Genomic DNA, 24,286 nt, shown 5'->3' on the forward strand with positions numbered 1-24,286 from the left:
GTTGTCTTGAACTCGACAGGGATCCCGCCATGACCGACGCTGCCGTTGCCGCTCACCCGCTCGCGCCTTCCGGCTATGCCGACGGCTTCGCCCGCAGCAAGCTGCCTCCCTTCGAAGAATGGCCGGAACTGCGCTTCGACCTGCCCGAGCTGCGCTATCCGGCGCGCCTGAACGCCGTGGCCGAGCTGTTCGAGGTGGCCGCGGTGCGCGGCTGGAACGGGCGTACCGCCCTGGTGGGTGCGCGCGAACGCTGGACCTATGCCGAGCTGGCGGCCCGGGTCGACCGCATCGCCCACGTGCTGCGGCGCGACCTGAAGCTCGCCACCGGCAACCGGGTGCTGCTGCGCGGCGCCAACTGTCCGATGATGGCGGCCTGCATCCTGGCCGTGATCAAGGCCGGCTGCATCGCGGTGCCGACCATGCCGCTCTTGCGCTCGCGCGAACTGAACACCATCGCCGCACGCGCGCAGGTCGACGCCGTCCTGTCGGCGGCCGCGCTGCGCGCCGAGGTCGACGCGATGGAGGGCCCCGCGCTGCCGCTGCTGCTGTTCGATGCCGGCGCCGCATCCGACGGGCTGGAGGCGCGCATGGCGGCGCACGGCGATCCCTTCGCCGCGCCCGACACGGCGGCCGACGACGTCTGCCTGATCAGCTTCACCTCCGGCACCACCGGCGTGCCGAAGGGGACCATGCACTTCCACCGCGACCTGCTGGCGATCTGCGACTGCTTCCCGCGCCACACCCTGCAATCGCGCAGCGACGACGTCTTCATCGGCACCCCGCCGCTGGCCTTCACCTTCGGCCTGGGCGGGCTGCTGCTGTTCCCCTTGCGCGTCGGCGCCGGCGCGGTGCTGCTGGAAAAGCTCACGCCCGAGACCCTGTTGACGGCGATCGAGGAACACCGCGCCACCGTCTGCTTCACCGCGCCGACCTTCTACCGCCAGATGGCGCAGCTGGCCGGCCGTTTCGATGTGACGAGTCTCACGCGCACGGTGTCGGCCGGCGAAGCGCTGCCGCTGGCCACGCGCGCGGCGTGGAAGGAGGCCAGCGGCCTGGAGATGATCGACGGGATCGGCGCCACCGAGATGCTGCACATTTTCATTTCGGCCGCGGGAGACGAGGTGCGTCCGGGCGCCACCGGCAAGCCGGTGCCGGGCTATGTCGCCTGCATCCTGGGCGAGGACGGTCTGCCGGCCGGCCCCGGCGTGATCGGGCGCCTGGCGGTCAAGGGGCCGACCGGCTGCCGTTACCTGGACGACCCGCGCCAGCGCGACTACGTGGAGGGTGGCTGGAACATCACCGGCGACGCCTACGAGATGGACGCCGACGGCTATTTTTATTACCGCTCGCGGCTGGACGACATGATCATCTCGGCCGGCTACAACATCGCCGGCGCCGAGGTCGAGGAAACCCTGCTGCACCATCCGGCGGTGGCCGAGTGCGGGGTGGTCGGCAGGCTCGACCCCGAGCGCGGCCAGGTGGTCGAGGCCCACGTGGTGCTCAAGCCGGGGCATGCGCCGTCCGGGGAGACGGCGCTGGCGCTGCAGGAATTCGTCAAGGCGCACATCGCGCCCTACAAGTATCCGCGCGTGGTGCGCTTCCGCGAGGCGCTGCCGCGTACCGAAACCGGTAAACTGCAACGGTTTAAATTGCGCATGAGCGAAGGTTGACGACGATGAAGGACGCCGAAGGCCAGGACGGGGACAACGAGAGACGGGAAGCCGGGCTGGATCTTGCCAGCCGCCTGACGCCGGACCATCACCAGTCGCTCAAGCTGTGGCTGCGCATGCTCTCGTGCACCGTGCGCATCGAGAACGAGATCCGCACCCGCCTGCGCGCCGCCTTCGGCGTCACCCTGCCGCGCTTCGACCTGATGGCCCAGCTCGAGCGCCATCCCGACGGCCTGCGCATGGGCGAGCTGTCGAAGCGCATGATGGTCACCGGCGGCAACGTCACCGGCATCACCGACCAGCTCGAACGCGAGAAGCTGGTGCAGCGTGTGCCCGACCCCAGCGACCGGCGCGCCTGGGCGGTGCGCCTGACCCCCGCCGGGCGCGCCGCCTTTGCCGAGATGGCCGCGGTGCACGAGCGCTGGATCGACGAGATGCTGGCCGACATCCCGGACGAGGACAAGGCGGCCCTGATCGGGTTGCTGACGTCGATGAAGGGGCGCTTGCGCATCGACGAGGGACGTTGAGCGCGCCGGTGTTCTGGTTTGGCAAGACCGCTGGTACAATATGGGGCTGCCGACCGCTGTCGCGCATGTGTCGCCATAGTACAATGGATAGTACAAGGTCCTCCTAAGACTTAGATGCAGGTTCGATTCCTGCTGGCGACACCAGTTCTGTTCGCTCTGCAACGTATTCACCCCGAGCTCGGCTATACTGCCTGCTTCGATCTCCGGCGCGCGCGTGCCTCCTTCCATGTTCTTCCCCGTACCCGGACGGCCTGACGCCGCCGAATCCCTGCTGGCCAGCCACGACTGGGCGGCCACGCCCTGCGGCGATCCGGCCCGGTGGGAGCCGGCCCTGCAGTTCGGGCTGCGCCGCATGCTCGACGCCGGCATCCCGGTGTTCGTGGCCTGGGGCGAAGCGGGCCTGCTGTTCTATAACGACGCCTGCGTGCCGCTGCTGGGCAGCCGCCACCCGGCCGCCCTCGGGCGTCCGCTGCGCGAGGCCTGGCCGCAAGCCGCCGCGGCGCTGGCGCCGGTGCTGGCCGATGCGCTGGCGGGACGCCTGCCGCCGCTCGACCTGCCTTTCAAGCCGGCCGGGCGCAGCATCGCTGCGACACCGCTGCGCACGCTGGCGGGCGTGGTGCGCGGCCTGACCTTCACCGTCGACGAGAGCGCGGCGCACCGGCGCCTGGCCACGGCGCTGGACGCCGCCGGCGTCGCGACCTGGGACTGGGACGTGCCGGCCGACCGCCTGTATGCCGACGCCACCCTGCGCGCCTGGTACGGCGTGTCGGAAGAAGATGCCGGCGGCGGCCCGGTGAGCGCCTTTCTCGCCGCCATCCACCCGGACGACGTGCCGCAGGTCCAGGCCCGCATCGCCCGCGCCCTGGCCAGCGGCGAATCGTTCAGCGACAACTACCGCATCCGGCGCGCGGGCGGCGGCTGGCGCCACATCGAGGCGCGCGGCCGGGTAGCGCTGGCGCCGGACGGCACGCCGGCCTGGCTGTCGGGCGCGGTGCTCGACGTCAGCGCCCGCGTCGAGGCCGAGCTGCGCTTCCGCGTGATCGCCAACGCCATGCCGCAGGCGGTGTGGTCGACCCGCGCCGACGGCTTCCACGACTATTACAACGACCAGTGGTATGCCTTCACCGGCGTGCCTTACGGCTCGACCGACGGCGACGGCTGGAACGATTTGTTCCACCCGGACGACCGCGAGCTGGCCTGGGAAAAATGGCGCGAGTCGCTGCGCACTGGCGCCACCTACGAGATCGAATACCGGCTGCGCCACCACAGCGGCGCCTGGCGCTGGGTGCTGGGGCGCGCGCTGCCGGTGCGCGACGAGGGCGGGACGATCGTGCGCTGGATGGGCACCTGCACCGACATCCACGAACAGAAGCTGGCCCAGCAGGCGCTGCAGCAGGCCGACCGTCGCAAGGACGAGTTCCTGGCGATGCTGGCGCACGAATTGCGCAATCCGCTGGCGCCGATCGTGACCGCGGCCTCGCTGCTCGGGCTGTCGAACGGCTTGCCCGAGCGGGTGCAGCAGGTCGGCAAGGTGATCTCGCGCCAGGCCACCCACATGACCGGCCTGATCGACGACCTGATGGACGTCTCGCGCGTCACCCGCGGCATGGTGACCCTGGACAAGGACAGCGTGGGGCTGGCCGCCGTGATCGACGACGCCGTCGAGCAGGTGCGCCCGCTGCTCGAAGGCCGCGGCCACCGGCTGGAGGTGCGCGCGGCGCTGGGCGACGCGCAGGTCGCGGGCGACCGCAAGCGCCTGGTGCAGGTGCTGGCCAACATCCTCGGCAACGCCGCCAAGTACACCCCGGCGCGCGGCCACATCGTGCTGGACGCCGGCATCGCCGATGGCCGCGCCGTGGTGTCGGTGCGCGACAACGGGGTCGGCATGGCGCCCGAACTGGTGGCCAGCGCCTTCGAGCTGTTCCACCAGGGCAAACGCAGCCCCGACCGCTCGCAGGGCGGCCTCGGCGTCGGCCTGGCGCTGGTGCGCAGCCTGGTGCAGCTGCACGGCGGCACGGTCTCCGCCGCCAGCGAAGGGGAGGGACGCGGCAGCACCTTCACGGTGACCCTGCCGCTCCTGTCCCTGCCGGACCGGGCCGCGCCGGGCGCCGCCGCGCCGCTGCCCCGTGCCGGCGACGCGCTGCGGGTGCTGGTGGTGGACGACAACGTCGATGCGGCGGAACTGGCGGCGATGCTGCTGGAGCTGCTCGGCTACCAGGTCAGCGTCGAGTTCGGAGCCGAAGCGGCGCTCGAGCGGGCGCGCCTGGAACAGCCGCAGGTCTGCCTGCTCGACATCGGGCTGCCGGGGATGGATGGCAAGGAGCTGGCCCAGCGGCTGCGCCGGATTCCCGGGCTGGAGCAGGTTCGGCTGGCGGCGATGACGGGGTATGGGCAGCCGCATGACCGGCTGGCCAGCCGCGACGCGGGTTTTGACGCGCATTTCGTCAAACCGGTCGATGCAGGCGCGCTCGCCGCATGGTTGGCCGAAACATCTCCACGGGTTTCATAGCAAACGTTCCGGCCCGATCCATCCAGCCGGTACAATGCACGCTTCCTTCAATTTTCTCTGGCTTCACCGATCATGGCTGTCATCTCCCTTACCTCCGCGCAGCTGGCCTTCGGCCACGTCGCGCTGCTCGACCACGCTGACTTTTCCCTCGAGACCGGCGAACGCGTCGGCCTGATCGGCCGCAACGGCACCGGCAAGTCCTCGCTGCTGAAGATCATCTCGGGCCGCTCGAAGCTCGACGACGGCCTGTTGGTCATGCAGCAAGGCATCAAGATCGCCTACGTCGAGCAGGAACCGGTGTTCGATCCGGAAGCCACCGTGTTCGACGCCGTGGCCGGCGGCATGGGCGACCAGCAGGCCATGCTGGCCGAGTACGAAGCCATCACCGGCCAGTTCGGCGGCGACAACGACGACGCCCTGATGGAGCGCATGCACGAGCTGCAACTGAAGCTCGACGCCGTCGACGCCTGGAACCTCACGCACAAGGTCGACACCACGCTCGACCGCCTGGGCCTGAATCGCGAGGCGAAGATGGGCACCCTGTCGGGCGGGATGCAGAAGCGCGTGGCGCTGGCCGTGGCCCTGGTGTCGGGTCCCGACGTGCTGCTGCTGGACGAGCCGACCAACCACCTCGACTTCACCTCGATCAAGTGGCTGGAGGGCCTGCTGCGCGAATTCCGCGGCTCGGTCCTGTTCATCACCCACGACCGCAGCTTCCTCGACAACGTCGCCACCCGGATCATCGAGCTCGACCGCGGCCGCCTGCTCTCGTTCCCGGGCAACTTCTCGACCTACCAGGAGCGCAAGCGCGAACTGCTTGCCAACGAGGAAGTGGAAAACGCCAAGTTCGACAAGTTCCTGGCCCAGGAAGAGGTGTGGATCCGCAAGGGCGTGCAGGCGCGCCGCACCCGCGACGAGGGCCGCGTGCGGCGCCTGGAAGCGCTGCGCCTGCAGCGCGCCGCACGCCGCGAGCAGCAGGGCACCGTGCGGCTCGAAGTCGCCTCGGGCGAGCGTTCGGGCAAGATCGTGGCGGACATGGAGAACATCTCCAAGTCGTTCGGCGAGAAAGTCATCGTCAGCAATTTCACCGGCACCATCCTGCGTGGCGACAAGGTCGGCCTGATCGGCCCGAACGGCGCCGGCAAGACCACCTTGCTGCGCATCATCCTGGGCGACGAGACCGCCGACAGCGGCAGCGTCAAGCTCGGCACCAGATTGAACGTCGCCTATTTCGACCAGATGCGGGCCCAGCTCAACGAAGAGGCGAGCCTGGCCGACACCATCTCGCCGGGCAGCGACTGGGTCGAGATCAATGGCCAGAAGAAGCATGTGATGACTTACCTGAACGACTTCCTGTTCGCGCCGGAACGCGCGCGTTCGCCGGTCAAGTCGCTGTCCGGTGGCGAGCGCAACCGCCTGCTGCTGGCGCGCCTGTTCGCCAAGCCGGCCAACTGCCTGGTGCTGGACGAACCGACCAACGACCTCGACATCGAAACCCTGGAATTGCTAGAGGAATTGCTTGAGGAATACACCGGCACCGTGTTCCTGGTCAGCCACGACCGCACCTTCCTCGACAACGTCGTCACCCAGGTGATCGTGGCGGAAGGCAACGGAACATGGCGCGAATATGTTGGCGGCTACACTGACTGGGAGCGGGTGAAGGCGAGCGAGCCGGCGCGTGCGGTCAAGGCTGCAGCGGCGCCCGCGGCGGCCCCCGCCAAAGACAGCGAAATGTCATCTACCGCACAGAGTACGCCGAGCAAAAAGGTAAAGTTGAGCTACAAGGAGCAGCGCGAGCTGGAGGAACTTCCCCAGCTGATCGCCACTCTCGAGGATGAGCAGTCCGCCATTACGGCCCAGCTGAACTCGGCGGACTTCTACAAGCAGAATCCCGGCGACGCCAAGCGCATCAGCGCGCGGCACGCCGAGATCGACGAACTGCTGCTCGACGCCCTGGAACGCTGGGAGCGCATCGAAGCCCGCGCGCGGGGCGAGTAGCGGATGGTGTAACCCAAGCGGCGGGCCAGGCGCCCGTGGACCAGAGGACATGACCGAGCACAACGAACCCCGTACCGCTCCAGCCAGCCCCGCCATGTCGGTCGACACCCCGCTGTTCAGCCGCGCCGCCTGGGCGCGGATCCTGCCGTTCGCGGCCTATATCTTCTTCATCGTCCTCGGCGACCTGCTCGAGCGCGCCGGCTTCAGCCGCGCCGAGCTGCGCTGGCTCTACCCGGTGCAGGTCGGCGTGGTGGCGGTGCTGCTGGCCGCCTTCTGGCGCGGCTACCACGAGCTGCACGTCCCCCTACCCAAGCCGGCGCAGCTGCTCACCGCGATCGCGGTCGGCGCCGTCGTGCTGGTGCTCTGGATCAACCTCGACGCCGCCTGGATGACGGTCGGCTCCGCCCCGGGCTATGACCCGCGCACCGACGGCGGCCTGAACTGGCCGCTGGTCGTGATCCGCATCCTCGGCGCCGCCGTGGTCGTGCCCGTCATGGAAGAATTGTTCTGGCGCTCTTTCGTGATGCGCTGGGCCGATGCGGCCGACTTCGAAGCCCTGGAGCCGGCCCGGGTCGGCCTCAAGGGTTTCCTGATTTCGAGCGTCCTGTTCGGCTTCGAGCACAACCTGTGGCTGGCCGGCATCGTCGCCGGCGTCGCTTATGCACTCCTTTATATGCGCCACCGCAATCTGTGGTCGGCGGTGCTCGCCCACGCTGTCACCAACGGCATGCTCGGCATCTGGGTCGTCACGACCGGAAGCTGGCAGTTCTGGTGATTCCTGACGCGAAAACCTCGAAGAAGACAAAGACGATGACGCATCCACGCCCGCAACTTTCCACCTCCCTGGCCCTGCTGCCGGCACTGGTCGGGGCCCTGTTCCTGCTGCCGGGCGGCGCGCGCGCCGCCGAACCCGAGGAGGGCCTGCGCCTGTACGGCGGCATCGGCTGGGGCTACGACGACAACCTGCTGCGGGTGCCCGACAACCGGCCCGCCTTCGGCGGCCAGAAGAGCGACCGCTGGCGCCAGCTTGACGCGGGCGTGGTGTACAACAAACGCATCAGCCGCCAGCGCGTGGCGGTGGTTGCCAAGGCCTCGAAAGTCAACTTCGACCACTTCCAGCAGCTCGACTACGACGGGCGCGACCTGCAGGGCACCTGGTTCTGGGAAGTCGGCAACAAGTTCGAAGGGCAGGCCGGGGCGCTGTACAACCGCACCCTGGCGCCCTATACCGACTTCTTCAGCGACGAGCGCAATGTGCGCGAGCAGCGCAAGCAATGGGTCGACGCCGGCTACAAGATGCACCCGAGCTGGAAGATCCGCACCGGCTTCACGCGCGACCGCTACGAGTACGAACTGCTGCGCCAGCGCTGGAACAACCGCACCGAAAAGGCGACGGAAGCCGAGCTGCTGTACACGCCGCGCTCGGGCAACTCGGTCGGCCTGGTGGCGCGCCGCGTGAAGGGCGTGTATCCCTTCCGCCGGCCAGCCGCCACGGGCGTGCTGATCGACGACTTCACCCAGGACGAACTCAAGGTGCGGGTCAACTGGTACGCGACCGGCACCACCACCTTGCAGGCGCTGGCCGGCTATGTGCGGCGCGAGCAATTGTCGTTCGGCGAGGGCAAGACCAGCGGCTTCAACGGCCGCCTGAACGGCACCTACACGCCGAAGGGCAAGATCAGCTACAACGCCTCGGTCTGGCGCGAATTCGCGCCGATCGAGAGCACCATCGTCAGCTATACGCTCAACCGCGGCGCCAGCGTGGGCGCCACCTGGGCCGCCACCGGCAAGATCAAGGTCGAGGGCAATGCCGCCTACGAGCAGCGCGCCTACAATCCGCGCGAAGCCTTCAGCGGCAGGGGCGAGCTGAGCGATTCGCTGCGCACCGCCAGCCTGCGCGCCACCTGGCAGGCCAAACGCAAGGTCGCGGTGTCGGCCGGCTGGCAGCACCAGTCGCGCAGCGGCTCCGAGAACCTGGGCCTGGGCAAGTTCGACGCCAACACCGTGATGGTCAGCGCGAACGTGCTCTTCTGAGCCGCGCGGAAGGTTCACATGACGGTCAACGATATCCCGATCATCTCCTTCTTCCAGCGCGTGCTCGATCCCCTGATCATCATGGGGACGCTCTATCTGGCGACCCTGTACTACGGCGAACCGTTCTCGGGCTACTCGCTGGTGCTGATGATCCTGGCCTTCTTCATCTCGTCCGCCGTGTACCAGCACGTCGACCCCTACCGCACCTGGCGCAGCGGGCGCATGGTGGCGTATGCGCGCGACACGGTGTTCGGCTGGTGCCTGACCATGGCGGTGCTGTATTTCCTGGGCTCGGCGTCCGGCCTGAAATATTTCTATGACGAGCGCGTGCTGCTGGCCTGGTTCGTCGCCACCCCGGTCACCATCCTGGCCAGCCACCTGGCGGTACGCAAGGCCACCGGCAGCCGCGACCGCTCGCGCGAAGTGCGCTCGATCGTGGTGGTCGGCTGCAACGACGTCGGCATCAAGTTCGCCGGCGTGTGCGAGCGCCATCCGAACCTGTTCATGGAAGTCGAGGGCTTCTTCGAAGACCGCGCCGACGAGCGGCGGCCCGCCAGCATGCAGTACCCGGTGCTGGGCGGCATGGCCGACGTCTGCCAGTACGTGCGCCAGCACAATATCAAGATGATTTTCATCAGCCAGCCGATCTCGGCCCAGCCGCGCATCCGCAAGCTGATCGACGAACTGAAGGACACCACGGCCTCGGTGTACTTCCTGCCCGACGTCTACGTGTTCGACCTGATGCAGGCGCGCTTCGATACCGTCGGCGGCATGCCGGTGATCGCCATCAGCGAGACCCCTTTCATGGGCTTCAACAGCGTGCTCAAGCGCGGCAGCGACATCGTGATCGGCAGCCTGATCCTGCTCTTGCTGGCGCCGCTGATGCTGGTGATCGCGCTCGCCGTGCGCTTCACTTCGCCGGGGCCGGTGATCTTCCGCCAGCGTCGCTACGGGCTGTATGGGGAAGAGATCTACGTCTACAAATTCCGCTCGATGACGGTCACCGAGGACGGGCCGAACGTGGTGCAGGCCTCGAGGAACGACCAGCGCATCACGCCGATCGGCGGCTTCCTGCGCCGCACCTCGCTCGACGAGCTGCCGCAATTCATCAACGTGCTGCAAGGACGCATGAGCCTGGTCGGCCCGCGCCCGCACGCCGTCGCTCATAACGAGCTGTACCGCAAGCTGATCAAGGGCTACATGCTGCGCCACAAGGTGCGCCCCGGGATCACCGGCTGGGCCCAGGTCAACGGCTTGCGCGGCGAGACCGCGACCCTCGACAAGATGGAGGCGCGGATCCAGCACGATCTTGACTACCTGCGCAACTGGTCGCTGTGGCTGGATCTGTGGATCATCCTGAAAACCGTCAAGGTGGTGCTGTCGCGCCAGAACGCGCACTAATAATGGTGTCGTTTTTCGTAGAGGGTGTGAAAAAACGGCTATGGCAAGGCGCCGAGTCGAAGACAGTACACTCGTACGGCGAGACGAGGCAACGCAGCCATGGACGAATTTTTCACACCCTCGTAGGGTGGGCGGCTATGCCGCCCACGCGGTGATTACCGGGACATGAATAGCCGCGCAGGCTGATCGACAGTGATGTGAACGCGTGGGCGGAGGACCGCCCACCTACGAAAGCGCAGAACCTGTTGACATTAGCGACATCGAATACAGAATCCGGGTATGGTTGGGTTTTGCGAAAAGTCATCAATTGTCGACAAAGTGACGACATTTACTGGTGAAAACACTTTAAATTCGTTTCGGAAATAAATCGCTTAGGCTTGACTTAAACGCCACACGCACGATAGAACAGCTGCTTGCATGCCCATGCGAGCTGCGTAGAATCGTTGATGAGTTTGCAACTTGCCGGGGCCGCTTGTCTGGTTCTGTACGGGAACGGGAACATGAAAAAAGCATTGATCACCGGCGTGACGGGCCAGGACGGTTCTTACCTGGCGGAGTTGCTGCTCGACAAGGGCTATGAGGTGCATGGCATCAAGCGCCGCGCCTCGCTGTTCAATACCGGCCGCATCGACCATATCTACCAGGACCCGCATGCCGACAACCCGCGCCTGATCCTGCACTACGGCGACCTGACCGACACCTCGAACCTGACCCGCATCCTGCAGCAGGTGCAGCCGGACGAGGTCTACAACCTGGGCGCCATGAGCCATGTGGCGGTGTCCTTCGAGTCGCCCGAATACACGGCCGACGTCGACGCGATCGGCACCCTGCGCCTGCTGGAAGCGATCCGCTTCCTCGGCCTGGAAAAGAAGACCCGCTTCTACCAGGCCTCGACTTCCGAACTCTACGGCCTGGTGCAGGAAACCCCGCAGCGCGAGACCACGCCGTTCTATCCGCGCAGCCCTTACGCGGTGGCCAAGCTCTACGCCTACTGGATCACGGTCAATTACCGTGAAGCCTATGGGATGTATGCCTGCAACGGCATCCTGTTCAACCACGAATCCCCGCGCCGCGGCGAGACCTTCGTCACGCGCAAGATCACGCGCGCGCTGGCAAATATCTCGCAGGGCCTGGAGCGCGAGCTCTTTCTCGGCAACCTGGACGCGTTGCGCGACTGGGGCCATGCGCGCGACTACGTCCACATGCAGTGGCTGATGCTGCAGCAGGAGCGGCCGGAAGATTTCGTGATCGCCACCGGCCGCCAGTATTCGGTGCGGCGCTTCGTCGAACTCGCGGCGAACGAGCTGGGCATCGAGATCGCCTGGCAGGGGCAGGGCGTCGAGGAACGCGGCCTGGTCGCCGGCGTCGATGGCGACCGGGCGCCGGGCGTGGCGGTCGGCCAGACCATCGTGGCCGTCGATCCGCAGTATTTTCGTCCGACCGAGGTCGAGACCCTGCTGGGTGACCCGAGCCGCGCGCGCGAGCGCCTCGGCTGGGAGCCGGCAACTTCTTTCGAAGCGATGGTGCAGGAGATGGTGGCGCACGACCTCGACACGGCGCGCCGCCACAAGCTGCTGGCATCGCATGGCTACAACGTTGCACTTTCAATGGAGTAATCGTGTTGAACATTCAGCAGAAGCAGAACGAGCCGCGCATCTACGTCGCCGGCCACCGCGGCCTGGTCGGCTCCGCCATCGTGCGCACCCTGCGCGCCCAAGGCCACACGAACATCGTCACCCGCAGCCACCAGGAACTGGAACTCACCGACCAGTCCCAGGTGCGCGAATTCTTCCGTACGGAGAATATCGACCAGGTCTACCTGGCCGCGGCCAAGGTCGGCGGCATCCACGCCAACAACAGCTATCCGGCCGAGTTCATCTACGACAACATGATGGTGCAGGCCAACGTCGTCCACGAAGCCTGGCGCGCCGGCGTGCACAAGCTGCTGTTCCTCGGCTCCTCCTGCATCTACCCGCGCCTGGCGGCCCAGCCGATCCGCGAGGAATACCTGATGAACGGCATCCTGGAGCCGACCAACGAACCGTATGCGATGGCGAAGATCGCCGGCATCAAGCTGTGCGAAAGCTACAACCGCCAGTACGGCACCGACTACCGCAGCGTCATGCCGACCAATCTCTACGGCCCGGGCGACAACTACCACCCCGAGAACAGCCACGTGATCCCGGCCCTGCTGCGCCGCTTCCACGAAGCGAAGACGGGCGGGGCGCCCGAAGTGGTGATCTGGGGCAGCGGCAAGCCGATGCGCGAATTCCTCTACGTCGACGACATGGCGGCGGCCAGCGTCTACGTGATGAACCTGCCGCTGGAGGTCTACGCCGCCAACACCGACCCGATGCACTCGCACATCAATGTCGGCACCGGTGAGGACGTCACCATCGCCGCGCTGGCGCGCCTGGTGGGCGAGACCGTGGGCTACGGCGGGCGCATCGTGTTTGATGCGAGCAAGCCGGACGGCACGCCGCGCAAACTGCTGGACGTCTCCAAGCTGGCCGCGCTCGGCTGGCGCGCCAGTACCCCGCTGGCCGAGGGCTTGCGCCGTGCCTACGAGGCTTTCCTGGAGACACAGGTGGAGGCGCCCGTGGTACGTGAGCGCGAGCCGGCTGCGGTGGCCGCCTGACATCTGGGGGCTTAGTGAAACCGCAAAGCGTTAGTTGACGAACAGAGAACGAACCGTGCGGAACCGAGAATGGCTGAGTGCTCCTTCGGGCATGTGTGGAGACATTGCACGAAAGAGCGGAATACATGACAAGCAGGGCGCAGGCCCGAGGACAACGTCGAGGACACTATCTTGAAAACCTTCCCATTTGCAGCCAGGAATACCTCCCTCTCGAACCCGAAGCGCCTGCTGGGCACGGCGGCGCTGGTGCTGGCCGCGGCCGCTTTGGCGGGCTGCGGCAACAAGGACAAGGCCGCCGAATCGAAACCGGGCCAGGCCCTGGCCAGCGTGAACGGCGAGGAAATCACGGTGCTGCAACTGAACGAGGAAATGCAGCGCGCCGGCGTGCCGGCCGCGCGCCAGGGCGAGGCCGGCAAGCAGATCCTGCAGGCGCTGATCGACCGCGAGTTGCTGGAAAGCGAAGCCGCCAAGGAAAAACTCGACCGCGACCCGAAGGTGATGCAGGCCGTCGAAAGGGCCCGCTCCCTGATCATCGCCCAGGCCTATATGCAGAAGCGCCTCGGCGAACCGCAGCGCCCGACGCCGGCCGAAGTGGAAGACTATTTCAACAAGAATCCGCAATTCTTCGCCAACCGCAAGCAGTTCGCCATGAACGAACTGATTCTTTCGGCCAATGACCTGACCCCGGAAGTGCGCGCCGCCGCCGACGGGGCCAAGTCGCTGGAAGAGGTCGCCGTCTTCCTCGACGCGCGCAACATCAAGTACGGCCGCGCCCAGGTCACGCGCAGCACCGCCGACCTGAATCCCCAGTTGTCCGCCAAGCTGCTCGGCATGCCCAAGGGCCAGCTGTTCGTGGTCAAGGAGGGCGAGCGCGCCATGCTGATCGCGATCGCCGAAGTGCGTGACGCGCCGGTCACCCTGGAAATCGCGGCGCCGCAGATCACCCAGTACCTGGCCAACAAGAAGAACAAGGAACTGGCCGCGGCCGAGATCCAGCGCCTGCGCAGCACCGCCAAGGTTTCTTACCTGAACAAGGACTATGCGCCGAGCGCGGTGGCGCCGGCCAGCGCCACCCAGACCGCCGGTGCGGGCGGCCCCGGCCAGTCGTCGGTGGCGCCCGCCGGCGACGCCGGCGCAGCGGATGCGTCCCCGGCCATCGTCCCCGACGCGCCCGCGGCCGACAAGGCTGCGCTCGACCGCGGCGTGATGGGCCTGAAGTAAGCAGACGGCAAGCGTTGGACGACAACCGATAACGGAACCGAAGGGAACAATCATGAAACGATTCGTGAAGTGGATGATGGCCGCCGCGCTCGTGCTGACGGTCGGGATCGCCGGCGCCGCCGAAGTGCTGCTGGGGCCGGGCGACGTGGTGAAACTGTCGGTCTACGGCAGCCCGGACCTCTCGCTCGAGACCCGCGTCAGCGAGAGCGGCAACATCACCTTCCCGCTGCTGGGCCAGGTGGCCGTGGGCGGCCTGTCGGTGGCGGCGGCCGAGAAGAAGATCGGCGACATGCTGGAGAAGGGCGGCTACCTCAAGAAAGCCCAGGTCAACATGCTGGTGACCACGCTGGCGAGCCAGCAGGTGTCGGTGCTGGGCTATGTCAACCGTCCGGGCCGCTATGCGGTGGAAGGGCGGCGCAAGGTGCTCGACCTGCTGGCCATGGCCGGCGGTATCCACGGCGAGGGCGGCGACATGATCAACCTGGTGCGCACCCGCAACGGCGCCACCACCCGCGAGACCATCGACGTGGTCGACATGGTGCGCAAGGGCGAGCTGAACAAGGATTACGAGGTGGCCGGCGGCGACATCATCTACGTCGAGCGTGCGCCGCGCGCCTACGTCAGCGGCGAAGTCGCCCGTCCCGGCGCCTTCCGCCTGGAGCGCGGCATGACGGTGCAGCAGGCGGTCGCGGCCGGCGGCGGGCTGAACCAGCGCGGCAGCAACAAGGGCATGAAGATCACGCGCAAGGATGCCGGCGGCAATCCGGTGACGATTGATGTCAAGGCGAATGACCTGGTCCAGGTTGACGATGTGATCGTGGTTCGCGAGTCCTGGTTCTGAGGTTTTCGCTGTCCGTAGGGTGGGCGGTCCTCCGCCCACGCGTTCAACGCAAGCCCGCATCTTCGCATCGGAATGTGAACGCGCGGACGGCAGAGCCGTCCACCCTACGAGAATCAGAAGTGTTTTTGTCCACCCCGCTTGTCAAAGCAACGTTGCAAAGGTAAGGCCATGAACGTCCATCAATTTCTGCTCATCTTACTCGCGAGGAAGAAGATCATCCTCGGGACGCTGCTCGTGACGGTCCTGCTCGCCCTGGGCTGGAGCCTGATGCAGCAGAAGACCTACAAGGCCACCGCGTCCGTGCTGCTGAACTACAAGGGCGTGGACCCGGTCAGCGGCATGACCATGCCGGGCAACCTGATGCCGGGCTATATGGCGACCCAGATGGACATCATCACCAGCAAGACCGTGGCCCTGCGCGTGGTCGACTCGCTGCGCCTGGCCTCGAGCCCGGCGGTGCAGGCCCAGTGGCGCGAAGCCAGCGAAGGCAAGGGCTCGGTGCGCGACTGGCTGGCCGACCTGCTGCTCAAGAAACTCGACATCATGCCCTCGCGCGAGTCGAGCGTGGTGGCGGTCAGCTTCAGCGGCGCCGACCCGGCCTTCGCCGCCGCCGTCGCCAACGCCTTTGCCGACGAATACCAGAAGATCAGCGTCCAGCTCAAGACCGAGCCGGCCAAGAAGGCCTCGCACTACTTTAACGAACAGACCAAGCAGCTGCGCGACAACCTGGAAGCGGCGCAGGCGCGCTTGTCCAAGTACCAGCAGGAAAAGGGCATCGTCAGTCTGGACAACAACCGGGTCGACGTCGAGCTGTCGCGCCTGAATGACCTGTCGGCCCAGCTGGTCGCGGCCCAGACCCAGGCCATGGAAGCCAGCTCGCGCGCCGGCATGGCCAGCGGCATCGGTTCCCCCGACGTCGCCAACAACGCCCTGGTCCAGAGCCTGCGCGTGAGCCTGGCCAGCGGCGAAGCCAAGCTGGCCGAGGCGGCCTCGCGCTACGGCCGCAACCACCCCACCTACCAGTCGGCCCAGGCCGAAGTGGGCAAGATGCGCGCCGAGCTGAACGCGGCGCTGGGCAGCGTGTCGAAGAGCGTCGGCGCCAACGCACAGGTGTACCGCCAGCGAGAAGCCGAGCTGCGCGCCGAGCTGGCGGCCCAGAAGACCCGCGTGCTCGAACTGAACCGCACCCGCGACGAACTCGGCGTGATGCTGAAGGACCTCGACAGCGCCCAGCGGGCCTTCGACTCGGCCAGCCAGCGCTTCTCGCAGACCCGCATCGAGTCGCAGTCCGAACAGTCCGACATCTCGATCCTGAACCCGGCGGTGCCGCCCACCGCGCCGACCGGTCCGCGCGTGCTGCTCAACACCCTGGTGTCGATCGTGCTCGGCACCATCCTCGGCGTCGGCCTGGCGCTGCTGCTGGAACTGCTGAACCGTCCGGTGCGCTCGAGCGGCGACATCAAGGACATGCTCGGCATCCCGGTGCTGGGCACCATCGAATGGCGCAACAAGCGTCCGAGGACCGGCGGCATACGCGCCCTGATGACGCCGCGCCGGCTGCTCAGGCTGAACTGAGACCGGCTGCCCGCACCCGAAACCGCGCAGAACAAGAAGGACAACCAAGGACAGACCATGAATTCATCCGTGCTATCCGCCTTGCCGCACGACCCGGCCGCCGAATCGAGCATGGGCGCGCTGCTGCTCGACCAGGGCAAGCTGACCGTCGACGACGCCGAGCGCGTGCTGCGCATGCAGAAGGACCTCGGGATCCGCTTCGGCGAAGCCGCCGTGCGCCTGGGCCTGGTGAGCGAGGACGACATCCAGCAGGTGCTGGCGCGCCAGTTCTCCTACCCCTATCTGCAGAAAGGGCAGGCGAATCTCTCGCCCAAGCTGGTGGCGGCCTACGACCCGTTCTCGCCCCAGGTCGAAGCCCTGCGCGCGATCCGCAGCCAGCTGATGCTGCGCTGGTTCGCGCGCGGCCGCCGCGCCCTGGCGATCGCCGGCGTGACACCCGAAGACGGCGCCAGCCTGTTCGCGGCCAATCTCGCCGTGGTGTTCTCCCAGCTGGGTGAGCAGACCCTGCTGGTGGACGCCAACCTGCGCAATCCGCGCCAGCAGGAGATGTTCGGCGTCAAGCCGAAACAGGGCCTGTCCGACCTGCTGGCCGGGCGCGCCGACCTCGACGTCATCACCCGCGTCCCCGCCTTTGTCGACCTGTCCCTGATGCCGGCCGGGACCCTGCCGCCGAACCCGCAGGAATTGCTGGCGCGCGAAGGCTTCCGCAACCTGAATACCCAGCTCGAGTCGCGCTACGACGTGGTCCTGTACGACCTGCCGCCGTTCGCCAGCGGCGCCGACGCGCTGGCCGTGGCGGGGCGTGCCGGCGGCGTGCTGCTGGTGGCCTGCAAGCACCGCACCCGCATCGCCAACGTCAGCCGCATGGCCGAGCAGATGGCCGAGTCCGGGGCCGAGGTGGTCGGCTCCGTGGTGGTGGAGTTCTGAGATGGCCGGCGCGGTCCGCACCGACGGCGTCGATCGTGCGGCCCAGCCGCACGACCTGTCCACCAGCATGGCCGGCATCCGCCGCGCGCTGCCCGAATGGTGGCCGATCCTGGCCGGCCTGGCCTTCCTGCTCGGCCCCACCTTCTACGACCTGTTCACCGGCGCCTGGATCGGCGAAGAGCAGGGCCACGGCCCGATCATCTTCTTCCTGGCGCTGTGGCTGATCTGGCGGAAATGGCCGGAGATGCTGGCGGCGGCCCAGCCGCCCGTGAACGCCTGGCTCGGCTGGCCGGTGCTGGCCATCGGCCTGATGGCGCACCTGCTGGGCCGCTCGCAGAAGATCCTGATGTTCGAAGTCGCCTCGATCCTGCTGGTGACGGCGGCGATCGTCTTGCTGAAATTCGGCTCGCGCGCCCTGCGCGTGCTGTGGTTCCCCTTCTTCTTCATGCTGTTCATGGTGCCGCTGCCGAGCGAACTGGTGGCGGCGGTGACGATGCCGATGAAGATGGCGGTGTCCTGGGTGACCGAGCACATCCTGTTCGCCCTCGGCTACCCGATCTCGCGTTCCGGCGTGGTGCTGCAGATGGGCCAGTACCAGCTGCTGGTGGCCGACGCCTGCGCCGGCCTGCAGACCCTGCTCACGCTGGAAGCGCTGGGCCTGTTCTACCTGAACCTGATGCGCCACCCCTCGGCCTTCCGCAACATCACGCTGGCGATCCTGATCGTGCCGATCTCGTTCACCGCCAACGTGATCCGCGTGATCGCGCTCACCCTCATCACCTATTACTTCGGCGACGCCGCCGGCCAGGGCTTCCTGCACGGCTTCGCCGGCATGGTGCTGTTCATCACGGCGCTGCTGCTGATCCTGGCGGTCGACAACGGCCTGCAATGGTGGATCAAGCGCCGCGACAGCCGCGGCGGCGGGCCCGGCGGGCCGGGACGCGACCGCGGCGGCATGCGCCTGAAGGAGGCGACATGAACCGCCGCTTCGCGATCAGCCTGGTGCTGGGCCTGGCCATGGCCGGCACCTCGGCCCTGACCGGCGCCCTGACCCCGAAGGCGCGCGTGCCCCAGGCCCATGAACGCTTCAGCCTGGAAGAAATGGTCCCGCAGCGCTTCGGCGACTGGACCATCGACCCCAGCGTGGTGCCGCTGCAGCCCGACCCCGAGCAGCAGAGCGTGCTCGAAAAGATCTACGACCAGACCCTGTCGCGCACCTACGTGAATCGCGAGGGCCGGCGCGTGATGCTGTCGATCGCCTACGGCGGCGACCAGAGCAAGGCGCTGCAGCTGCACCTGCCGGAAGTCTGCTACGTGGCGCAAGGCTTCCAGATGATCAAGGACCAGGAAGGCGAACTGCCGACCCGATTCGGCCAGCTGCCGGTCAAGCGCCTGGTCGCGCGCCTGCACGAGCGCAACGAGCCGATCACCTACTGGATCACGATCGGCGAGCACGCCACCAAGACCGGCATCCAGCAAAAGCTGCGCCGCCTCGCCTACGGCCTGTCGGGCGAGATCCCGGACGGCATGCTGGTGCGGGTCTCGACCATCCAGGCCAGCGACGCCCAGGCCTGGGGCGTGCAGGACCGCTTCGTCACCGAGCTGCTGGGCGCGATGGCGCCGCGCGACCGCACCCGCCTGCTCGGCGCCGGCCTCGAGGGCGCCCCGGTGCAGGCCCAGTCCGGACACGCCGGCCACGCCGCGCGCCAGCCTGCGCGCGGATAAGCGGGCCAGCAGCCGATGAACGAGATCCTGCCCTACATTTACTATTCGCTGCCGTGGGCCTTCATCATCGGGCTCTCGATCGCCGCGGTGGCGGGCATCGGCGTCGGCCTGGTGTGGCCGCGCTTCCTGGTCTATCCCTACCTGGCCGTGTATTTCTGCATGAACTCGACCAGCTACGGCAACATGGCGATCTTCGCCTCGCGCAGCATCTACAGCCGCGGTTCCGGCATGCTGTTCTTCGGCCTGCTGCTGTGGTACGTGCTGGGCGCCTGGGCCTGCGCCCGTGTCGCCGCCGGCTTCCAGCGCCAGCCGACCCCGGCCTGCAGCCTGCGGCCCTGGTTCCTCGGCTGGTTCGTGCTGCTGGTCGGCCACGTCGGCGTCGGCATGATGCTCGACGTGCCGCTCAAGGAGTCGCTGTCGCCCCAGGGTTTTTCCAACATCGTCTGGATGGCGCCGCTGGTCTCGCTGATCCTGCTGTCTTTCCGCACCCGCGAGCAGGTGCTCGAGCTGACCCACTTCATCCTGCTGCTGGGCCTGGGCCGCGCCCTGTTCGGCCTGGTGCGCTGGGCGGCCTTTGGTGGTGACCCGAACAATGTGTACGCGAACATGAACGCGATCAAGATTCGGCTCACCTTCTTCGACATCAACGACAGCCTGGTATGCGCCATCGCCTTCGCCATCGCCGCCGTGCACCTGTTCCAGACCGTCAAGTCCGACCGCCCGAAATTCTGGCGCGGCATCGAGTGGGCGACCCTGATCGCCACCAGCCTGTGCATCGTGCTGTCCTACCGCCGCAGCGCCTGGATTGGCTTCCTGCTGGCCTTCCTGGTGATCATGATGCGCTTCCCGCTCAAGCGCCGCATCCAGCTCATGACCGGCGGCCTGCCGGTGGTCGGCGCCGCGCTGGCCTATGTCGCGGTGCAGCGCCTGACCCAGACCAAGGGCGCGGGAGGAGGGCTGTCGAGCCTGGTCTACGACATGCAGTCGCGCCGCTTCGGGCCCGAGAGCGAGCGCGTGCTGGAACTGAAGTTCGCGCTGGGCGACATCCTGGCCAACCCGCTGGCCGGCATCGGGTCCTGGGGCAGGTACACGGGCTACCAGTACATCTCCTGGCAGAACAATCCGGACGGCGGCCTGTTCCTGCACAGCGGCATCCTGCACGTGGCGCTCAAGAGCGGGCTGCTGGGCACGGCGCTGCTCATCGGCACCATCGCCGCCTTCGTGCTGTTCGCCCGCAAGGCGCTCAAGACCCTGCCGCCCGAGCTGCTGGGACTGGCCACGGCCGGGGTCGCCGGCATCGCCTTCATGATTCCCGATTTCCTGATCGGCACGCCGTTCCCGCAGGTGCGCACCACGCAGATGCTGGCCTTCTGCCTGGCCTTGCCCTACCTGGCCGTCGCGGTGGCGAAGGTAGCGCCCGCCGCCAGGCCGGCCGTGAAGCCGGTCATGCCGCGTCCGCACCTGGTGGCTGCCTGATGAAGCCGAGCCTGAACCTGAACCTGAACCTGGCCCGCAACGCCTGGTCCAACCTGCTCGGGGCCGCGATTCCCGCGCTGGTGATGCTGGCCACGGTGCCGCTGGTGGTGAAGGGACTGGGCGACGCCAGCTACGGCGTGTATTCGCTGGTGACGGCCATCGTCGGCTATTTCGCCGTGATCGACATCAACGTCACCGCCGGCTCGGTCAAGTACATCGCCGAACACAATGCGCGCGAGGACAGGGAGGGGATCTTCGAGACCCTTTCCTTCGGCCTGGCCAGCTACGCCATCATCGGCGCGCTCGGCGCCCTCGGCCTGCTGCTGGGCGCCGGGTGGTTCGTCACCAGCGTGTTCTCGGTGCCGGAAGCGCTCGTGCCGGAAGCGATTGCCACCTTGCGCCTGGCGGCGGCCGGCTTCCTGCTGGGACAAATCCAGAGCTACCTGAACAGCGTGCCGCAGTCGCTGATGCGCTACGACATCTCGGCGCGCGTCGAGATGGTGTTCGGGACCCTGGTGCCGCTCGCCACGGTCGGCGTGCTGCTGCTCGGCTACGGCCTGTTCGAAGTGGTGCTGCTGCGCGTGGCCGCCAGCGCCATCCACTGCGCCATCCTGTGGCGCGCGGTGCGGCGTTTGTTGCCCGGGGTGCGCTGGCGCTGGCCCTCGCAAGGGGCGCGCAATGCGCTGCTGTCCTTTTCGGCGTATTCTTTTCTTTCGCGCTTCGCCACCTTGTCCTACGCCCACGCGGATAAATTGATCATCGGCGCCCTGGTCGGCGTCACCGGGCTGGCCTACTTCACGGTGGCGGCCACGCTCGCGAACCGGGTGCTGAGCCTGACCTTCCGCCTGTCCGGCGTGTTCTTCCCGGCCGCCAGCGCGCTGGCGGCGAAGGGCGAGCTGGCGCGCCTGGACCGCGCCTACCTGAAGGCGACCCGCTACGTGGTGTTCCTGAATGCGGCGATCCTGGTGCTGGTCGCGGTGTTCGCACACCAGATCCTGCGCTACTGGATGAACGAGGAATTCGCGCGCAACGGCGCGCTGGTGCTGGCGGTGATGGCGCTGTCGCAGTTCGTCGATTCGCTCACCAGCCTGCCGTCCCTGGTGAACGACGGCATGGGCCACCCGCGCGTATCCGGCCTGTTCGCCGTCACCCGCGCGCTGGCCGGCCTGGGGCTGGTCTACCTGGGCGTGGCCGGCTGGGGCATCGATGGCGCGGCCTGGGGCCACCTGGCGGGTTCCTTGCTGTTCACCGCCGTCTTCCTGCTCTACGTCCACGGCCGCACGGTGCCGACCTCGATCGGGCGCCTGCTGTCGCAAGGCTATGCGCCGGGGCTGGGCGGGGTGGCGCTGGTGGCGATCGCCGCCGGCGCGGCCGAAACGCTGTTCGACCGCGGCTTCGCGGAATTCCTGTTCATCCTGGGCGCCACCTGCCTGCTGCTGGGCGTGCATGGCCTGCTGTTCGTGGTCGACCGCGACGACCGCCTGCTGGCCTGGGCGCGCGTGAAGGCGCATTGGCAGCCCGCCGGGTGAACCCGTCATGAAAACCCTGTCAAAGGAGAGTATGGGAGTGCTGCATAAGGGGAGGACACAATGCGTATCCTGATGGTGTCGGAAGACTTGCCGGGCGAGCAGGTGGGAGGCCTCGGCAAGCATGTGGTCACCCTGGCCAACCGCCTGCTGTGCGAGGGCCACGACGTCGAGATCCTGGGCCGCAACGACCGCGGCATCGAGCGCTGCGCGGAGCAGATCGGCTTTCGCGGCCACTTCCGCCCCGGCTTCGACTACGCGCGCCCGGGCTGGAAGGAGCTGCAGATGGGCGTCTTCAATCCGCTGAAGCGCCCTTATTTCGCGCGCAAGATCGCGGCGGCCATCAACCTGCACGCGCCGGGCTTCGACGTGGTGCACTACCACGGCCACGTGCCGATGGTGGGCCTGCACGTGGAGGAGGGCATCAACTACGTCCAGACCCGCCACGACCAGGGCAGCGAGTGCCTGACCCACCTGCGCTTCCGCGACGAGGGAGTGTGCGACAACCTGGTGCCGGGCAATTGCTCGGCTTGCATCACGAAACACGCGGGCGCCATGCGCAAGTCGGTCACCGCGATCGCCGTCACCGGCTACCGCTCCCAGACCGCGCAGGCCTTCGCGCGCCACAAGACGGTGTTCGTGTCGGACTTCCTGCGCCGCCAGTTCCTGCGCGCCGTGCCCGACGCCGACCTGTCGCGTTGCCGCGTGATCCACAACTTCGTCGACTACCCGCGCCTGCTGCGCGCCGCCCGCGAAGCCCCACCGCCGCAATACGGCGAGGTGGTGCTGGTCGGCCGGGTCGACGCCGGCAAGGGCTTCGGCGAATTCCTGGCCGCCAGCGAAGGCAGATTGCCGGCGCATGCGCGCGTGACGATCGCCGGCGACGGCCCCCAGCGCGCGGCGCTGGAAGCGCGCTACGCCGGCCCGCAAGTGCGCTTCCTCGGCTGGCAGGAATATTCCCAGGCGCTGGAACTGACCGTGCGCGCCCACCTGGCGGTGGTGCCCTCGCTGTGCGAAGAAGCCTGCAGCACCACGGTGCTGGAAGCGCTCGCGCTGGGGCGCCAGTGCGTGGCCCTGGCGCGCGGCGGCACCCCGGAGCTGGCCGCCTACCAGCAGTACGAGGGCCAGCTGCAGCTGGCCGACAGCATGGACGAGCTGGTCGGACGCGTGCGCGCCCAGCTTGCCGAACCACCGCCACAGGGTGTTCCACCGGCCAGCTTCGGGGCCGACGCCGGGCACTTATTACCTCAGTTACTGGAGCTGTATGCAGATCAAACCAACCTTCTCGATCGTTACGTGCACCTGGAACAGCGCCGCCACGCTGGCTGACACCCTGGCCTCGGTCCAGTCCCAGACCTGCCAGGACTTCGAGCACATTTTCGTCGACGGCGGCTCGACCGACGGCACCCTGGAGATGATCGACGCCTACAGGCGCGACCGGCCGGGCAGCAAGCGCGTGCTGCGCGACGTGAAGGGGGGCATCAGCCGCGCCATGAACCAGGGCATCGAAGCCGCCCGCGGCGAGTACATCGCCCACCTCCATTCCGACGACTACTACAACGGCGCCGACGTGCTGGCGGTGGTGCGGCGCGCCTTCGAGGAAGGGAAGGGCGGCGCCCCGGTCGATTGGGTGTTCGGCAATATCCAGATCCTCAAGGACGGCAAGATGGTGCCGCCCTACGCCATGCCGCCGTTTTCCTACCGCTCCTTCGTCGCGGGCCGGGCCTCGGTCCCGCATCCGGCGGTCTTCATCCGCAAGTCGGCCTTCGAGCGGGTCGGCATGTTCGACGAGGGGCTGAAGTACGCGATGGACATCGACCTGTGGCTACGCCTTGGGGAGCACGCACGGCCGGTGATGATCGACCAGGCGCTGACGGTGTTCCGCGACCACGAGGGCAGCGTGTCGTCCGCCAACCGGATCAAGGCGCGCCAGGAAGAGTTCAGCGTGCGCCGGCGCCATATGGACAAGGCGCCGCTTTCCTTCGGCATCTATTGCCTGCGTTACCTGAAACGCATGCGCGGCCTGCAGGCCGAAGCGCGCTCGGTGGCTGCGTGAACAAATTGCTACCACCCGGTAGCAATCTGGCAGGGTTGCGCATTTGTCTTTTCAGGCGCATTACAGGCGTTAGAAGCCTGAAAAGATTGTTCGGCAAGAGTTGATTTTTTAGCGTGGGATTTCCGCAAAGCAAGCGAAAAATGTGCGTTTTCTCTGGAGAAT

At 67.3% G+C, this 24,286-nt stretch carries 19 protein-coding genes and 1 tRNA gene; all 20 read left to right on the top strand.

The genetic code is table 11. From position 1 onward, the window contains the following. Positions 1-29: 29 nt before the first annotated feature. Positions 30-1,670: an AMP-binding protein gene (locus LQ564_RS21435; protein WP_231060140.1), complete on the top strand. Its 1,641-nt coding sequence runs from the start codon at positions 30-32 to the stop codon at positions 1,668-1,670. Positions 1,671-1,675: 5 nt separating this feature from the next. Then, on the top strand, positions 1,676-2,197 hold the full coding sequence (locus tag LQ564_RS21440) for a MarR family winged helix-turn-helix transcriptional regulator (RefSeq protein ID WP_231060240.1): 522 nt from the start codon (positions 1,676-1,678) through the stop codon (positions 2,195-2,197). 69 nt (positions 2,198-2,266) lie between these two features. After that, positions 2,267-2,341 (top strand) — tRNA-Arg (locus tag LQ564_RS21445). Between the two features lie 82 nt (positions 2,342-2,423). Beyond that, entirely contained in the window at positions 2,424-4,706 is a 2,283-nt protein-coding gene (locus tag LQ564_RS21450; protein WP_231060141.1) for a hybrid sensor histidine kinase/response regulator, read from the top strand. A gap of 72 nt (positions 4,707-4,778) precedes the next feature. Next, positions 4,779-6,704: an ATP-binding cassette domain-containing protein gene (locus tag LQ564_RS21455; RefSeq protein WP_231060142.1), complete on the top strand. Its 1,926-nt coding sequence runs from the start codon at positions 4,779-4,781 to the stop codon at positions 6,702-6,704. Between the two features lie 49 nt (positions 6,705-6,753). Next, complete coding sequence (locus LQ564_RS21460; RefSeq protein WP_231060143.1) at positions 6,754-7,479, top strand: CAAX prenyl protease-related protein; 726 nt, start codon at positions 6,754-6,756, stop codon at positions 7,477-7,479. 35 nt (positions 7,480-7,514) lie between these two features. Continuing rightward, positions 7,515-8,738: an XrtB/PEP-CTERM-associated polysaccharide biosynthesis outer membrane protein EpsL gene (epsL, locus tag LQ564_RS21465; RefSeq protein ID WP_231060144.1), complete on the top strand. Its 1,224-nt coding sequence runs from the start codon at positions 7,515-7,517 to the stop codon at positions 8,736-8,738. 18 nt (positions 8,739-8,756) lie between these two features. Beyond that, the gene (locus tag LQ564_RS21470; protein WP_231060145.1) at positions 8,757-10,139 is read left to right on the top strand and encodes an undecaprenyl-phosphate glucose phosphotransferase; all 1,383 of its coding nucleotides are present in this window, start codon (positions 8,757-8,759) and stop codon (positions 10,137-10,139) included. A 500-nt stretch (positions 10,140-10,639) separates the two neighbouring features. Next, entirely contained in the window at positions 10,640-11,755 is a 1,116-nt protein-coding gene (gene gmd / locus LQ564_RS21475) for a GDP-mannose 4,6-dehydratase (RefSeq protein WP_231060146.1), read from the top strand. 2 nt (positions 11,756-11,757) lie between these two features. Continuing rightward, positions 11,758-12,777 (top strand): GDP-L-fucose synthase, encoded by a 1,020-nt coding sequence (gene fcl / locus LQ564_RS21480; protein WP_371873526.1) that lies wholly within the window; start codon positions 11,758-11,760, stop codon positions 12,775-12,777. A gap of 171 nt (positions 12,778-12,948) precedes the next feature. Then, positions 12,949-13,998 (top strand): EpsD family peptidyl-prolyl cis-trans isomerase, encoded by a 1,050-nt coding sequence (locus tag LQ564_RS21485; RefSeq protein ID WP_231060147.1) that lies wholly within the window; start codon positions 12,949-12,951, stop codon positions 13,996-13,998. A 52-nt stretch (positions 13,999-14,050) separates the two neighbouring features. After that, positions 14,051-14,839: a polysaccharide export protein EpsE gene (epsE, locus tag LQ564_RS21490; RefSeq protein WP_231060148.1), complete on the top strand. Its 789-nt coding sequence runs from the start codon at positions 14,051-14,053 to the stop codon at positions 14,837-14,839. 168 nt (positions 14,840-15,007) lie between these two features. Next, on the top strand, positions 15,008-16,414 hold the full coding sequence (gene epsF, locus LQ564_RS21495) for a chain length determinant protein EpsF (protein ID WP_231060149.1): 1,407 nt from the start codon (positions 15,008-15,010) through the stop codon (positions 16,412-16,414). 57 nt (positions 16,415-16,471) lie between these two features. Continuing rightward, complete coding sequence (gene epsG, locus LQ564_RS21500; RefSeq protein WP_231060150.1) at positions 16,472-17,341, top strand: chain length determinant protein tyrosine kinase EpsG; 870 nt, start codon at positions 16,472-16,474, stop codon at positions 17,339-17,341. A 67-nt stretch (positions 17,342-17,408) separates the two neighbouring features. After that, on the top strand, positions 17,409-18,320 hold the full coding sequence (gene xrtB, locus LQ564_RS21505) for an exosortase B (protein ID WP_231060242.1): 912 nt from the start codon (positions 17,409-17,411) through the stop codon (positions 18,318-18,320). Continuing rightward, positions 18,317-19,066 (top strand): exosortase-associated protein EpsI, B-type, encoded by a 750-nt coding sequence (gene epsI, locus LQ564_RS21510; RefSeq protein ID WP_231060151.1) that lies wholly within the window; start codon positions 18,317-18,319, stop codon positions 19,064-19,066. Before xrtB ends, epsI begins: the two co-directional genes overlap by 4 nt. 15 nt (positions 19,067-19,081) lie before the next feature. Next, entirely contained in the window at positions 19,082-20,542 is a 1,461-nt protein-coding gene (locus LQ564_RS21515) for an O-antigen ligase family protein (protein WP_231060152.1), read from the top strand. After that, positions 20,542-22,071, top strand: coding sequence for an oligosaccharide flippase family protein (locus LQ564_RS21520; RefSeq protein WP_231060153.1), 1,530 nt, complete (start codon positions 20,542-20,544; stop codon positions 22,069-22,071). Before LQ564_RS21515 ends, LQ564_RS21520 begins: the two co-directional genes overlap by 1 nt. A gap of 60 nt (positions 22,072-22,131) precedes the next feature. Then, on the top strand, positions 22,132-23,397 hold the full coding sequence (locus LQ564_RS21525; protein ID WP_231060154.1) for a glycosyltransferase family 4 protein: 1,266 nt from the start codon (positions 22,132-22,134) through the stop codon (positions 23,395-23,397). Continuing rightward, the gene (locus LQ564_RS21530) at positions 23,333-24,124 is read left to right on the top strand and encodes a glycosyltransferase family 2 protein (RefSeq protein WP_231060155.1); all 792 of its coding nucleotides are present in this window, start codon (positions 23,333-23,335) and stop codon (positions 24,122-24,124) included. The genes LQ564_RS21525 and LQ564_RS21530 overlap by 65 nt, the downstream gene beginning before the upstream one ends. Positions 24,125-24,286: the final 162 nt, after the last annotated feature.

It is taken from the genome of Massilia phyllostachyos (genome assembly GCF_021044825.1).
GTDB lineage: Bacteria > Pseudomonadota > Gammaproteobacteria > Burkholderiales > Burkholderiaceae_D > Telluria > Telluria phyllostachyos.